Source organism: Rhizobium centroccidentale (assembly GCF_030182565.1).
Taxonomy (GTDB): Bacteria; Pseudomonadota; Alphaproteobacteria; order Rhizobiales; family Rhizobiaceae; genus Rhizobium.
In genome coordinates this window covers 60657-74360 of sequence record NZ_JAQJCG010000005.1, presented here as the reverse complement: position 1 = coordinate 74360, position 13704 = coordinate 60657, and the positions used below count along the sequence as shown (strand labels likewise).

Here is a 13704-nt window from a genome sequence, read left to right as displayed (position 1 = left end):
TTGTATGCCGCGCTAATTTCTGGCACGATTCCTATACTGAGAGGTGGGGAGGATTTGCCTGAAAGCGGTAGGCGGCGGAACGGAGTTTTCGAGCGGCGAATGACTGAAAAACTCATCAAAATGTCCGTGACCACGCGGATCAGAAACAACTTCCTGGCCGGCCTGATCATTTGCGCTCCGATCGCTATCACGCTCTGGCTGACCTGGTCCGTCGTTCATTGGGCCGATAGCTGGGTTCGCCCCTATATTCCCGCCCGCTACGATCCCGAGAGCTATCTGAACTTCGCCGTACCCGGTACCGGCCTGGTGATCGCGATGATCTTCATCACGATTGTCGGCTTTCTGGCCAAGAACCTGATCGGTCAGAGCATCGTCCGCTTCGGCGAGTCGATCGTCAATCGCGTGCCGCTGGTGCGTACGATTTACAAGAGCGTCAAGCAGATCTTCGAAACGGTGCTGAAAGAGCAGGGCACCTCGTTCAAGAAGGTCGGGCTGATCGAGTATCCGAGTCCCGGCCTCTGGTCCATGGTCTTCATATCGACAGATGCCAAAGGCGAGATCGCCTCGAAATTCAACGCCATGGGGCAGGACATGGTGGCGGTCTTCCTGCCGCCGACGCCCGTGCCGACAGCTGGCTTCCTTGTCTTCGTTCCGCGCGAAAAGATCACCGTGCTCGATATGAGCCCGGAGGATGGCGCCAAGCTGCTGATCTCGGGCGGCCTTGTGTCGCCCGAATTCAAGGAAGAACTGGTGGCAACGAAGAGCTTGCGTCCGCCGGTTCCGATGAAATCTTTGAGCTAAATTGCTCATCTTCCAATGGTTGGATCAATAGCTTCGCGTTTTGCGCGAACTGTCATGCCTCTATCATATTGACACCTTAGATCGTCAGTCGGGGCAGATAATCGCATGTATCTCAGCATCGAATGTTCGGGGCACGGGCACCGAGCTGCGGTTCTTCAACGCGGTCCGCAAACAGGCGGGAGATGGATGTCGTTGCCTCCACAAAGGTTTTTATCAGGAGGATATTGTCTTGAGATATATGCGTTCGAAGAGCTTGCCGCTGCTGTCGGTGGCGCTTGCCACATTTGTTTTCACGGCGCCGATGCTGGCGCTGGCGGATAATTCCGTGACGGTCGAAGGTGTGACGCTGGTCAATAAGGGCCGCGTCGCCATCGGCCGTATCCCGGCTAATGCGCGCGACAAGTTCGGTGAAACCTTCGGTTCCGGTTCGGGCATGTCGATCGATGCCAAGAGTTGGGTTCGCAACGCCGACGGCACCTATAAGGGCTCGCTGTGGCTGCTGCCGGACCGCGGCTATAATGTCGCCGGCACCACGGATTACCGCGGGCGTCTCAACACCATCGATATCAAGCTTACGCCGCTTGCTCCCGGCGCAACGCCGCCAGCCGGTAAGGAACAGGAGGGCCTCGAAGCCAAGCTCGCGGATACGCTGCTGTTGAAGGACAACAAGGGCAACGAAACCACCGGCCTTGACCCAGCCAACGGCGTTCGCCAGGCGGAAGGCGGCATGCCGCTTTTGCCGCAAGCACCGAACGGCAAGATCTCGCTCGATAACGAAGCCATTGCCCAGCTGCCGGATGGTTCGATGTTCATCAGCGATGAATACGGTCCCTATATCTACCGCTTCTCGGCGGATGGGCTGATGATCTCGGCCACGGCACCGCCGGCCGCGTTTCAGCCGATGCGCAGGGGCGTCGTGAATTTTTCCTCGAACAATCCCGGTCCCGGCGAAGCCGCGCCCGATCCGAAGGATCCGACCAGCGGGCGCCAAAATAATCAAGGCTTCGAGGGCATGTCCCTGACCCCGGACGGCAAGTTCCTGATCGTCGTGCTCCAGTCCGCAACCCGCCAGGATGGCGGCGATTCCAGCTCGACCAGGCAGAATACGCGCGCCCTGGTCTATGATGCCGCCGATCCTGCAAATCTGAAACTGGTGCACGAATATGTCGTGCCTCTGCCGGTCTTCACCAATGACAAGGGCAAGACGGCCGTCGCCGCCCAAAGCGAAATCGTGGCGCTCTCACCGACAAGCTTCCTGATGCTGGCGCGCGACAGCAACAATGGCTATGGGCAGAAGGGCGACAAGTCACTCTATCGCAGCATCGTTGCCGTCGACGTGTCGGCTGCAACCGATATTGCCGGCAGCAAATTCGATGGCGATACGGCGGTCGCGCCGAAGGGTGTTCTCGATCCCTCAGTCAAGCCGGCTGTCCTCAGCCAGTTCATCGACATTAACGATAGCGCCGACCTTGCGCGCTTCGGCCTGCACAATGGGGCACCGAACGACCGCAACAATCTCTCGGAAAAATGGGAGGCCATGTCGCTCGTCAGCGTTAAGGATCCGAAGCTGCCTGACGATTACTTCCTGTTCGTTGCTAATGACAACGACTTCATCACCCAGGATGGTTTTCAGGTCGGCGCTGCATACAAGGATGATAGCGGTGCCGATGTCGATACCATGTTCCAGGTATTCCAGGTTACCATTCCCGGTCTCGCCGCAAAGTGATCTGATGAAACGCGGATGGACGCGGTTAACGCGTCCATCCGCTTACCCCGCTCGCAGGAAGCGGATCGCCTCGTCGCGGCGGAAGAGATAGAGCAGGGTGCGAACCGCTGCGCCGCGCTCGCTCATAAGCTCTGGATCGCGCTCGATCAGGTAGGCAGCGTCTTTGCGGGCGATTTCCAGAAGATCTGCATGAGCCTCGAGGCTGGCAATGCGGAAGCCTGGCGTACCGGACTGGCGCGTTCCCAGAAGCTCACCTTCGCCACGCAGCTTCAAATCCTCCTCGGCAATACGGAATCCGTCTTCTGTCTCGCGCATGATGGACAGCCGCGCATGCCCGGTTTCGCCGAGAGGCCCTTTGTAGAGCAGAATGCAGGTGGAGGCTTCGTCGCCGCGTCCGACGCGGCCGCGCAACTGGTGAAGCTGCGCCAGGCCGAAGCGCTCGGCATGTTCGATGACCATGATCGTCGCATCCGGCACGTCGACACCGACTTCGACGACCGTCGTGGCCACCAGCAGGCGGATCTCGCCATTCTTGAAGGCCATCATCACAGCGTCTTTTTCCGGGCCACTCATGCGGCCATGAATAAGGCCGATGCCGGGGCCGAGCGCCTTGGCCAATGTCTCATGGCGCTCCTCGACCGACATTAAATCGGATTCTTCGGACTCCTCCACAAGTGGACATATCCAATAGGCTTTTTTACCTTCGGACAGTGCACTTTTCAGGCGGCCGACTATGTCGCCGGTCCGTTCATTCGGAATGGTGATCGTCTGGATCGGCTTTCGGCCCGCCGGCTTCTCGGTGAGCTTAGAAACATCCATATCGCCGAAGGCGGCCAGCACCAGCGTTCGGGGAATGGGCGTGGCGGTCATGACGAGCATATGGGGCGAAATGCCCTTTGCGGTCAGGCGCAGGCGCTGGTGGACGCCGAAGCGGTGTTGCTCATCGACGACAGCCAGCATCAGATTGGCATAGGCGACGCTATCCTGAAACAAAGCGTGCGTGCCGATGATGATCTGTGCCTCGCCGGAAGCGATGCGCTCCAGGATCGCATCGCGTTCGCGACCCTTCGTGCGGCCTGTGAGAACTTCGACGGAAAGGTTTGCGCTTGCTGCAAATTTTGAAATCGTAGCAAAGTGTTGTCGGGCAAGGATTTCGGTCGGCGCCATGAGCACGGCCTGGCCACCGCTTTCGATCACGGCAGCGATTGCCATCAGCGCCACCAGCGTCTTGCCCGCGCCGACATCGCCCTGTAGGAGCCGAAGCATGCGCTCGGTGCCGGCCATATCTTTGAGAATATCGGCAATCGCATCACGTTGGCTATTCGTCATCGAGAAAGGAAGAGATTCCAGTATCTTGTTGCTGATTTCTCCAGTAGCGTGCACCGGCTGCCCCGCAACCTTGCGCAGCCTTTGGCGCACCAGCGAAAGCGATAATTGCCCCGCCAGGAATTCGTCATAGGCCAGCCGGCGGCGCGCGGGAGATTGCGGATCGATATCGGCCGCATCTCTCGGCGCATGCAGCATGTGGAAGGCATCGGAGATCGAGGGAAAGCCCTGCTTCTGCGTCAGGGCGATATCATCCCACTCGGGCAGCTGCGGAATGCGCGGCAGCGCCGCCTCGATCGTCTTGCGCAGGAACTTCGGCGTAAGCCCGGCGGTTAGCGGATAGACGGGTTCGACCAGCGGCAGGTTTTCCGCCGCGCTCTCGCGCATGATATAATCCGGATGCACCATGGACGGTCGGCCGTTGAACCAGTCGACCTTGCCGCTGACGGTAACGGTCTCGTCGATCGGCAGCTGCTTTTCGAGCCATTGCGCCTTGCCGCGAAAAAAGACCAGCGCCAGTTCCCCCGTTTCGTCGTGCAGATAGACACGGTAGGGCACGTTGCTGCGCGGGTTGGGCGGCGGCTGGTGGCGATCGACGCGCCCGGTGATGGTGACGATGGCGCCCTGCGGCGCTCGGGCGATGCCAGGCTGTTCGCGCCGGTCGATGATGGAATGCGGCGCGTGGAAAATAAGGTCGATGACGCGGCAATCGTCGATTGTCTCGCGATCGAGCAGCTTCACCAATAGCTCGGATGCCTTCGGCCCGACGCCTGATAGCGAGGAGATGGAGGCAAACAGCGGGTCGAGGATAGCGGGACGCATGGCCGGCAAAATGCGACGGGCAGGGCGCATTTGGCAAGGGGCAGCGGATAACTCGATCTCTTTGAGGTCAGCACTCCCCGGAAAATTGCAATGCAGGCGCTTTTTTCTGAAAAACCGGTTCCCACCTGTGAGCGCTGGTTTTATAGAGACGCATCAACATAAAGGTGTTTTTGATGACTGGGCTGACCCTCAGCAGTGCCGATCTCGATCCTCGCCGTCGGCGCATCCTTTTCCGTTGCTGGCATCGCGGCATCCGCGAGATGGATCTGGTCTTCGGCCAGTTTGCCGATAATGAGCTGCCGGGCCTCGCTGAAGCTGAACTGGATGAGCTCGAGCGCATTATGGCCGAAGAGGACAATGATCTCCTCAAGTGGATTCTGGGCAGTCAACCGACGCCGCAGCATCTGCAGACGCCGCTCTTTGAGCGCCTGGCATCCTACAAGCCCGATTTCGAAGAGATCGCCGAAAGGTTCGGATTAACGAAATGATCCCCGGTTTCGACGCGAAGAAGCTGCTCGCCGCAAGCGAGCCGATGACGATCGGTCATGTCCCCGCCGGTCTGGAGCCGTTCCTGATTGCCGAAATGGCAAAGGCCGGCCAGCCGGTTGCCTATGTCATGTCCGACGGGCAGCACATGGCCGATGTCGAACAGATGCTCGGCTTCATCGCGCCTGAAATTCCGGTGCTTACTCTGCCTGCCTGGGATTGCCTTCCCTATGACCGTGTTTCCCCAAGCTCCGACACCTCGGCCCGGCGCCTGGCGGCTTTGTCCGGCCTGATCGCGCATCATCGCAAGCCACATGCGGCGATCGTGCTGGTGACCGTCAACGCCATGCTGCAGAAGGTGGCACCGCAGGACATCATCGAAAGCCTGGCTTTTTCTGCCCGACCGGGTAACCAGGTCCGGATGGACGATATCGCGGCCCGTCTGGAACGCAACGGTTTCGATCGTGTCGCAACCGTGCGTGAGGTCGGCGAATACGCCGTTCGCGGCGGCATTCTCGACGTCTTCGTTCCAGGCACGGAAGAGCCGGTGCGCCTGGATTTTTTCGGCGATACGCTGGAGAGCATCCGCAGCTTCGATCCGGCAAGCCAGCGCACGACAGGGCAGGTGCGTTCGCTTGATCTCAATCCGATGAGCGAAGTGACGCTGACGCCGGATACGATCAGCCGTTTCCGCAAGAATTATCTCTCCGCCTTCGGCGCTGCTACGCGTGACGATGCGCTTTATGTCGCCGTGTCCGAAGGTCGCCGCTATGCCGGCATGGAACATTGGCTTCCGCTCTTCTATGAGAAGCTCGAGACGGTTTTCGACTATCTCAAGGGCTTCCGGCTGGTGATGGATCACACCGTGCGCGAGGCGGCAGAGGAGCGCTCCAAGCTCGTCTTCGACTATTACGACGCCCGCCTTCAATCCGGCCAGCAGGCCAAGGGGCAGATGGCACAGGGCACGCCCTATAAGCCAGTAACGCCCGGCCAGCTCTATCTCGATGGCAAGGCTTTCGGCAATGCGCTCGATGCCTTCGGCGCCATTCGTATCTCGCCCTTCAACGAGCACGAGGGCGAGGCGCGCCGCGTCATCGAGCTTGATGCCCGTCAGGGCCCGCGCTGGGCGCGGTCAGCGACTGACACAGCCGATAGCGAGCGCGTCAACGTCTTCGATGCGGTTGTCAAGCATATTGCCGACAAGCGGGCGGCGGGCGGCAAGGTGCTGATTTCGGCCTGGACGGAAGGCTCGCTCGACCGGCTCCTGCAGGTGCTCTCCGAACACGGGCTGGCGCGCGTCAAGACGATCGAGGCCTTCAAGGACCTTGGCGGTCTGGCGAAAGGCGAGGCGGCCGCGGCAGTGCTCAGCCTCGAAGCCGGTTTCGAAGCCGGCGATCTGATCGTTATCGGCGAGCAGGATATTCTCGGCGACCGCATGGTGCGCCGCTCTAAGCGTCGCAAGCGCGCTGCCGATTTCATCTCGGAAGTGGCGGGCCTAGACGAAGGTTCGATCGTCGTTCATGCCGAGCACGGTATCGGCCGTTTCGTTGGCCTCAGGACCATCGAAGCAGCCGGCGCGCCACACGCCTGTCTTGAACTGCAATATGCCGACGATGCCAAGCTGTTCCTGCCGGTCGAAAACATCGATCTGCTCTCGCGCTTTGGCGGCGAGGGCACTGAGGCGCAGCTCGACAAGCTCGGCGGCGGCGCATGGCAGATGCGCAAGGCGAAGCTCAAGAAGCGCCTTTTGGATATCGCTGGTGACTTGATCCGCGTCGCGGCCGAACGCCTGACGCGCCACGCGCCGGTGCTCAGTACGCCGGATGGTCTCTATGACGAGTTTGCCGCGCGCTTCCCTTATGACGAGACCGACGACCAGATGAACGCCATCGAGGCGGTGCGCGAGGATCTCGGCGCCGGTCGGCCGATGGATCGCCTCGTCTGCGGCGACGTCGGCTTCGGCAAGACCGAAGTGGCGCTGCGTGCAGCCTTTGTCGCTGCCATGAACGGCGTGCAGGTCGCCGTCGTTGTGCCGACGACGCTGCTTTCGCGCCAGCATTTCAAGACCTTCTCCGAGCGCTTCCGCGGTCTGCCGATCCGCATACAGCAGGCATCTCGTCTGGTCGGTTCCAAGGAACTGGCGCTTACCAAGAAGGAAGTTGCCGAGGGCAAGACCGATATTGTTGTCGGCACCCACGCGCTCCTCGGCGCCGGCATCAAGTTCGCCAATCTCGGCCTGCTCGTCATCGATGAGGAGCAGCATTTCGGCGTCAAGCACAAGGAGCGCCTGAAGGAGCTGAAGAGCGACGTGCATGTGCTGACGCTGTCGGCGACGCCGATCCCGCGCACCTTGCAGCTTGCGATGACCGGTGTACGCGAACTGTCGCTCATCACCACGCCGCCGGTCGACCGCATGGCGGTGCGCACCTTCATTTCCCCTTTCGATTCCCTTGTGATTCGCGAAACGCTGATGCGCGAGCATTATCGCGGTGGGCAAAGCTTCTATGTCTGTCCGCGTCTGGCCGATCTCGCCGATATCCACGCCTTCCTGCAGTCGGATGTGCCGGAGCTGAAAGTGGCCGTCGCCCATGGCCAGATGCCGGCCGGCGAGCTGGAAGACATCATGAACGCCTTCTATGAAGGCCGCTATGATGTGCTGCTGTCGACGACCATCGTCGAATCCGGCCTCGACGTGCCGACGGCCAATACGCTCATCGTTCACCGCGCTGACATGTTCGGCCTTGCTCAGCTCTACCAGCTCCGCGGCCGCGTCGGCCGCTCCAAGGTGCGCGCCTTTGCGCTCTTCACGCTGCCCGTCAACAAGGTGCTGACCACGACGGCGGAGCGCCGGCTCAAGGTGCTGCAGTCGCTGGATACGCTCGGCGCCGGCTTCCAGCTGGCAAGCCACGATCTCGATATCCGCGGCGCCGGCAATCTGCTGGGCGAGGAGCAATCCGGTCACATCAAGGAAGTCGGCTTCGAGCTCTACCAGCAGATGCTCGAGGAGGCGGTCGCCGAGGTTAAGGGCGTCGACGAAATCCAGGATACCGGCTGGTCGCCGCAGATCTCCGTCGGCACGCCTGTCATGATCCCCGACGACTACGTGCCCGACCTGCATCTGCGCATGGCGCTCTATCGCCGCCTCGGCGAGATTACCGAGCTGAAGGAAATCGATAGTTTCGGTGCCGAGATGATCGACCGGTTCGGCCCGTTGCCGATAGAGGTGCAACACCTCCTCAAGATCGTCTACATCAAGTCGCTCTGCCGCATCGCCAATGTCGAGAAGCTGGACGCCGGCCCGAAGGGCGTGGTCGTGCAGTTCCGCAATAAGGAATTCCCGAACCCTGCCAACCTCGTCGGCTATATCGCCAAGCAGGGCACGATGGCCAAAATCCGCCCCGACCACAGCGTGTTCCTGACGCGCGACTTGCCGACGCCGGAAAAGCGGCTGCAGGGGGCGGCTGTGGTCATGACGCAACTGGCGGAATTGGCGAAATAGAAGGTGGGCTCTGAGCTGAAAATCCGGATCTCTTCCTTTTGGCGCGGCTTACAGAGTTCCGGCAAAGGCCGCTGCGGCCAGCAACATACCCGTTAGAATATTCGCTAGAAACAGCTGGTAGCTGATCTCTGGGCGTAAAAGATCCAGGCGCCAAGTCTGCCAGCCGAGATGCGCGGCGATGACAAGCATTCCTGTCGCATAAGGTAATGACATGCCCGTCAGCCACCCGCCGGCGGACCATGCCACGATGGCAATGGCATAGAACAGGCCGATACATGCTTTGCCGCGGTTGCCGAATAGGATGGCGGTCGATTTCAAGCCCAGTCGCGCATCGTCGCGAACGTCGACATAAGCATAGACGGTATCGTATCCGATCTGCCAGGCGATAGCTCCAAGCCACATCAGAACCGCACCGAGGGGAATCGCGCCTGTGACTTCCGACCAGGCCATCAGCATTCCCCAATTGAATGCCGCACCAAGAATGGCTTGGGGCCAATATGTGAAACGCTTGCAGAGCGGATAAACAAACACGAGCGGCAAGACACTGATCGCGACGAGGCGCGTCCAAGGCGTCAGAAAGAATAACAGCGAGGCGGCCAGTGCCAGTTCAGCGACAAGAAACAGCACGGCCTGCCGCACGCCGATCTGTCCGCTGGCCAAGGGGCGGAAGCGGGTTCGCTCGACATGGCCGTCGAATTTCCGATCTGCAATGTCGTTGACAGTCGAGCCTGCGCTTCTCATCAGCAATGCGCCCAGCGAGAAGATGGCCAGCTGTCTGAGATCTGGAAAACCGTCTGAGGCTTGAATGAGCGCTGCCCAGCAGGGAAAAAGCGTGAGCCAAATGCCAACGGACCGATCCAGCCGTGCAAGTCGCGTGTAGGGTCTCACCGCCGCAGGCAAGCGGCGATCCACCCAGTCGCCCAGTGTTATATCGCTCAGATCGGGGCGGGTGAAAACGTTCATCATCGAAATCCGCAGTTTCATCGACAAAGAAAATTAGCGACTTCCGCACATCTCGCAACGGCTTGAAGCGCGGCCGCGTAAATTTAGCTTTGAGGGCCACGCCCAGCCCGCGACGGTCATTTTCCGCCGCGGGCTGAAATCTGATCATATCCTCAAGCCGCCTGCGGCTCGCGCATCTCCCCAACATCCGGAATACGCGCGATGACTTTGATTTCGAAATCGAAGCCCGCCAGCCAGTTGACGCCGATCGCCGTCCAGTTCGGATAGGGCTTTTCGGTGAAGATCTGGTTCTTGACGGTCATGATAGCGCCGAACTGCCGCTCCGGATCGGTGTGGAACGTGGTGACATCGATGATGTCATCGAAGGTGCAGCCTGCGGCTTCCAGGGTTGTTTTCAGATTGTCGAAGGCGAGCTGAACCTGCTTCTCGAAATCCGGCTCCGGGCTTCCGTCGGCGCGGCTGCCGACCTGGCCGGAGACAAACAGCAGATCGCCGGAGCGGATTGCAGCGGAATAGCCATGCTCCTCATAAAGCGCATGCCTGTTCTTCGGGAAGATTGCGTTACGTGTCGTCATGGTATCGGCTCTCATTCGTGTTGACGTGAAAAGATGGGAAGGACGCAAGCTGGCGCGAGGCTTCCAATCCGCCGTCTGACTTGATATACGGCGTGTATGTGAAATATTCATATGCGCTGCGTATGTCAATATTTCAAATACGAAGCGTATGTGAAATTGAGGCTAATATGGCAAAACGCCTGGAAACGATGGAAGAAAATCGTAACAAGCTGATTGCCGCCGCGCGGAAAGCCTTCGCGGAGAAAGGATTTGCGGCGGCTTCGATGGATGAATTGACGGCGGATGTCGGCCTGACGAGGGGCGCGCTCTATCATAATTTCGGCGACAAGCGTGGATTGCTCGCCGCTGTCGTCGATCAGATCGACAATGAAATGGCGTTGCGGGCGAAGGAGATCGGCGCACAGGCGGACGGTGACTGGCAAGGTCTGCTTGCGGAGGGGGAGGCCTATATCAAGATGGCGCTCGATCCAGAAGTGCAGCGCATCGTCTTGCTTGACGGCCCGGCAGTGCTCGGCGATCCCTCGAAATGGCCCAGCCAGAACAGCTGTCTCGCGGGGACCCGGCAGACAGTGGCAAAGCTTCTGGAACAAGAGGTGGTCAAGCCGGTCGATGCCGAGGCGGCAGCCCGGCTTATTTCCGGCGCAGCGCTGAATGCCGCTCTTTGGGTTGCTGCCAGCGATGACCCGGCGGAAGTGCTGCCCAAAGCGATAGAGGCCTTCCGGGCGATGGCTTCGGGATTGCTGGCAAAGACCTGATGCCGGTTATGGCTCAACTGCTTCCGCGATCGGCGATTCGCGGAAGCCCTTGCGGCTACAATCGAGAAAGCGGAGAATCCGCTTAGTTCATTCCCGCGCGCGCTTCCGCCTTCATCTTGGCGATGTCGCGCAGTGCACCGGCGAGCACATCCGGCGTCTGGGCGCCGCTGACCGCATATTGCTGGTCGAAGATGAAGAAGGGCACTCCGTTGACGCCGATCTTCTGTGCGGCGTCAATTTCGCCGATGATCAGATCGCGATCCGCATCCGAGGCCAGCAGCGTTGATATGACCGAGCGGTCGAGCCCCGCTTCTTCGGCAATGTCGAGCAGCACGGCGTGATCGCCGACATTGCGGCCTTGTTCGAAATTCGCCTTGAAGAGTGCATCCACCACCTTGTCCTGCTTTTCGCGGCTTTCGGTGACGGACCAATGGATGAGGCGATGGGCGTCGAGCGTGTTCGGACCGATCTTGATGGCGTCGAAATCGAACTTGATGCCTACTTCCCGGCCGAGCTCGGTGAGCATCTTGTGGCCCTGCGCCACGCGTTCCGCGCCGCCAAGCTTCTGCTCGAGCGCCTTTTTCTGGTCGACGCCTTCGGGCGGATAGTCGGGATTGAGCCGATAGGGCCGCCAGTTGAGGTCGACGCCTACTTCGTCCTGTACCTCGGCAATCGCCAGCTCCAGGCGGGCCTTGCCGAGATAGCACCATGGGCAGACGACGTCCGAGACGATGTCGATCGTGATGCGTTCCATGGTTTCATCCTTTCGGTTTTCGGGCTGTTCTCCTCCATCTAGGCCTTTGCACCGATGGCTTCAACCGGTTACCGAAAGGGAACCATTGCGATGCTATTGCGCCGAGGCGTCCCACCACGCGGGTAAATAGTAGCCATAGAGCGGCAAAGCCGCGGGATGGTCGATACGGCTGCGCCGCGCAGCCCATTGCTGGTCGACATGATAGAGCGGCACAAGATAATAGCCGGAGATCAGCATCCGATCGAACGAACGCACGGCGTCGCGAAAATCCTCGGCTGAGTGTGCGGTCAGGAAATGCGATATCAACGTATCTACGTCGGGATCTTCGACGAGGGCAAAGTTGAAGCTGCCTGGCATTTTCGCGGCGGCGGAACCCCATCGCGCCACCTGTTCGATTCCCGGCGACAACGACGAGGGGTAGGATTTGATGATCATGTCGTAGTCGTAGTTGATCGTCCGGAGCTGATACTGCGAATCGTCGACCGTACGAATCGTCACCGCGATGCCAAGCAGTTCCAGAGACCGTCGGTAAGGGATCGCGATGCGCTCCTGGTCTGCATTCTGCGTCAATATCTCGAAGCTGAGTTGCCGACCGCTCTTATCGACCATCTTCTCGCCGCGGATCGTATAGCCACCCTCCTTCAGCAGCGCTACCGCCCTGCGCAAGATCTTGCGGTCGCGTCCGGAACCATCGCTGACGGGTAGCTTATAGGTGCCGTCGAGCACGTCTGGATCGATGCGGTCCTTGATCGGACCCAACATCGCGAGTTCATGTGCATCCGCAGGAACACCGAAGGATGAAAGATCAGAATTCTGCCAATAGCTCTGCGTGCGCTGGTAGGCGCCCGAGTAGAGATTGCGGTTCATCCATTCGAAATCGAAGGCAAGCGTCAGTCCCTTGCGCACATTCTTGTCGGCAAACATCGACCGCCGCGTATTGAAGACGAAACCGAGCATGCCGCTTGGCGTTTTCGGCCTGAAGGTCTCCTTGACGATGACGCCGGAGGTTACTGCCGGGAAATTATAAGCCTGCTGCCAATGACTGGGGCTACCGTCCGGATAGATATCGACATCGCCTTTCTTGAAGGCTTCGAACAGAGTGGTGTCCTGCAGGAAATAATTGACGGCGATCTCATCATAATTGTCGATGCCGATTTTTGACGGGAGGTTCTTTCCCCAATAATCGTTACGGCGCTCGAAGACGATGCGCTGGCCGGGATCGATACTTTTGATCCTGTAGGGGCCGGAACCGACGGGAATACGAAGCGAAGTCTGGTCGAAACCATCGGGATCGACGGCGTGCTTCGGCAGAATCGGCAGCGACGAGGCGATGATCAGCGGCGTTTCGCGATTGGCCTTCGCGTTGAAGCGGATCAGTACGCTGCGCTCGCCGACTTTTTCCATGCCGTCGATGGCCTCAAGCCAGGATGAAAATGGCACGCGACCTTTGTCGCGCAGCAACTGGAATGTGAAGATCACATCTTCCGGCGTTACGGGCTGCCCGTCCGACCATTTGGCATCGGGATTGAGGTTGAATCGGATGAAACTCCTGCTTTCGTCCCATTCGACCGTCTGCGCCAGCAAACCGTAAAGGGTGAAGGGCTCGTCGCGCGAACGCACCATCAGCGACTCGTAGAGGAGATTGCCGTATTCCGGGTCCCACATACCGCGTGCGGTCGTGCGCATGCTTTTCAGGATGAAGGGATTGAGATTGTCGAAAGTGCCGACGACGCCATAGCTGACGCGGCCGCCCTTTTTGACATCCGGATTGACGTAAGGGAAATGCTTGTAGTCTGCCGGCAACGCCGGATCTCCGTGCATGGCGATGCCGTAAAGCGGCTGAGCCGCCGCGGCGTTGCACAAGGTTGCGAAGAACAGGAAGGCAGCGATCCGGAGCGCTTGCATGGCATCCTTTCCGGGAAGGGTACGATTCGGCCGAACATTATCACGAGCGTGCCGAATTCAACACGCGACTGCGGAAATCTTAGGACTTGGCG

Annotated in this window: 10 protein-coding genes; 5 read left to right on the top strand and 5 right to left on the bottom strand. The window is 59.6% G+C overall.

Annotated elements, in window-relative coordinates; translation table 11 throughout:
• The first annotated feature begins 99 nt into the window (after positions 1 to 99).
• Positions 100 to 801, top strand: a complete 702-nt coding sequence (locus tag PH562_RS08810; protein WP_095434861.1) for a DUF502 domain-containing protein — start codon at positions 100 to 102, stop codon at positions 799 to 801.
• Between the two features lie 238 nt (positions 802 to 1039).
• Complete coding sequence (locus PH562_RS08805; RefSeq protein ID WP_285172830.1) at positions 1040 to 2527, top strand: esterase-like activity of phytase family protein; 1488 nt, start codon at positions 1040 to 1042, stop codon at positions 2525 to 2527.
• Positions 2528 to 2569: 42 nt separating this feature from the next.
• Here the strand turns inward: PH562_RS08805 and recG are convergent, their stop codons facing one another.
• The gene (gene recG / locus PH562_RS08800) at positions 2570 to 4675 is read right to left on the bottom strand and encodes an ATP-dependent DNA helicase RecG (RefSeq protein WP_285172699.1); all 2106 of its coding nucleotides are present in this window, start codon (positions 4673 to 4675) and stop codon (positions 2570 to 2572) included.
• Positions 4676 to 4848: 173 nt separating this feature from the next.
• Between recG and PH562_RS08795 the strand changes: the two genes are divergently transcribed.
• Together PH562_RS08795 and mfd are read left to right on the top strand one after the other, a co-directional pair.
• The gene (locus PH562_RS08795) at positions 4849 to 5163 is read left to right on the top strand and encodes an FAD assembly factor SdhE (protein ID WP_285172698.1); all 315 of its coding nucleotides are present in this window, start codon (positions 4849 to 4851) and stop codon (positions 5161 to 5163) included.
• The gene (gene mfd / locus PH562_RS08790; protein WP_285172697.1) at positions 5160 to 8660 is read left to right on the top strand and encodes a transcription-repair coupling factor; all 3501 of its coding nucleotides are present in this window, start codon (positions 5160 to 5162) and stop codon (positions 8658 to 8660) included. The genes PH562_RS08795 and mfd overlap by 4 nt, the downstream gene beginning before the upstream one ends.
• 48 nt (positions 8661 to 8708) lie before the next feature.
• Here mfd and ubiA read toward each other — a convergent pair whose 3' ends face one another.
• Entirely contained in the window at positions 8709 to 9623 is a 915-nt protein-coding gene (gene ubiA, locus PH562_RS08785; RefSeq protein WP_285172696.1) for a 4-hydroxybenzoate octaprenyltransferase, read from the bottom strand.
• A gap of 152 nt (positions 9624 to 9775) precedes the next feature.
• Positions 9776 to 10198, bottom strand: a complete 423-nt coding sequence (locus tag PH562_RS08780) for a RidA family protein (RefSeq protein WP_113233459.1) — start codon at positions 10196 to 10198, stop codon at positions 9776 to 9778.
• Between the two features lie 167 nt (positions 10199 to 10365).
• On the opposite strand from PH562_RS08780, the gene PH562_RS08775 reads away from it, so the two are divergent.
• Positions 10366 to 10953 carry a TetR/AcrR family transcriptional regulator gene (locus tag PH562_RS08775; protein ID WP_285172695.1) on the top strand — a complete coding sequence of 196 codons (588 nt, stop codon included), beginning with the start codon at positions 10366 to 10368 and terminating at the stop codon, positions 10951 to 10953.
• An 82-nt stretch (positions 10954 to 11035) separates the two neighbouring features.
• On the opposite strand, the gene PH562_RS08770 is transcribed toward PH562_RS08775, so the two are convergent.
• Together PH562_RS08770 and PH562_RS08765 are read right to left on the bottom strand one after the other, a co-directional pair.
• A complete protein-coding gene (locus tag PH562_RS08770; RefSeq protein ID WP_285172694.1) occupies positions 11036 to 11707 on the bottom strand; it encodes a DsbA family oxidoreductase in 672 nt (223 codons plus the stop codon).
• Positions 11708 to 11800: 93 nt separating this feature from the next.
• A complete protein-coding gene (locus PH562_RS08765) occupies positions 11801 to 13612 on the bottom strand; it encodes an extracellular solute-binding protein (protein WP_285172693.1) in 1812 nt (603 codons plus the stop codon).
• Positions 13613 to 13704: the final 92 nt, after the last annotated feature.

Bases quoted from the DNA above. Each gene is read 5' to 3' on its own strand.
- PH562_RS08810 (WP_095434861.1), top strand. From the start codon at position 100: ATGACTGAAAAACTCATCAAAATGTCCGTGACCACGCGGATCAGAAAC.
- PH562_RS08805 (WP_285172830.1), top strand. From the start codon at position 1,040: ATGCGTTCGAAGAGCTTGCCGCTGCTGTCGGTGGCGCTTGCCACATTT.
- recG (WP_285172699.1), bottom strand. From the start codon at position 4,675: ATGCGTCCCGCTATCCTCGACCCGCTGTTTGCCTCCATCTCCTCGCTA.
- PH562_RS08795 (WP_285172698.1), top strand. From the start codon at position 4,849: ATGACTGGGCTGACCCTCAGCAGTGCCGATCTCGATCCTCGCCGTCGG.
- mfd (WP_285172697.1), top strand. From the start codon at position 5,160: ATGATCCCCGGTTTCGACGCGAAGAAGCTGCTCGCCGCAAGCGAGCCG.
- ubiA (WP_285172696.1), bottom strand. From the start codon at position 9,623: ATGAACGTTTTCACCCGCCCCGATCTGAGCGATATAACACTGGGCGAC.
- PH562_RS08780 (WP_113233459.1), bottom strand. From the start codon at position 10,198: ATGACGACACGTAACGCAATCTTCCCGAAGAACAGGCATGCGCTTTAT.
- PH562_RS08775 (WP_285172695.1), top strand. From the start codon at position 10,366: ATGGCAAAACGCCTGGAAACGATGGAAGAAAATCGTAACAAGCTGATT.
- PH562_RS08770 (WP_285172694.1), bottom strand. From the start codon at position 11,707: ATGGAACGCATCACGATCGACATCGTCTCGGACGTCGTCTGCCCATGG.
- PH562_RS08765 (WP_285172693.1), bottom strand. From the start codon at position 13,612: ATGCAAGCGCTCCGGATCGCTGCCTTCCTGTTCTTCGCAACCTTGTGC.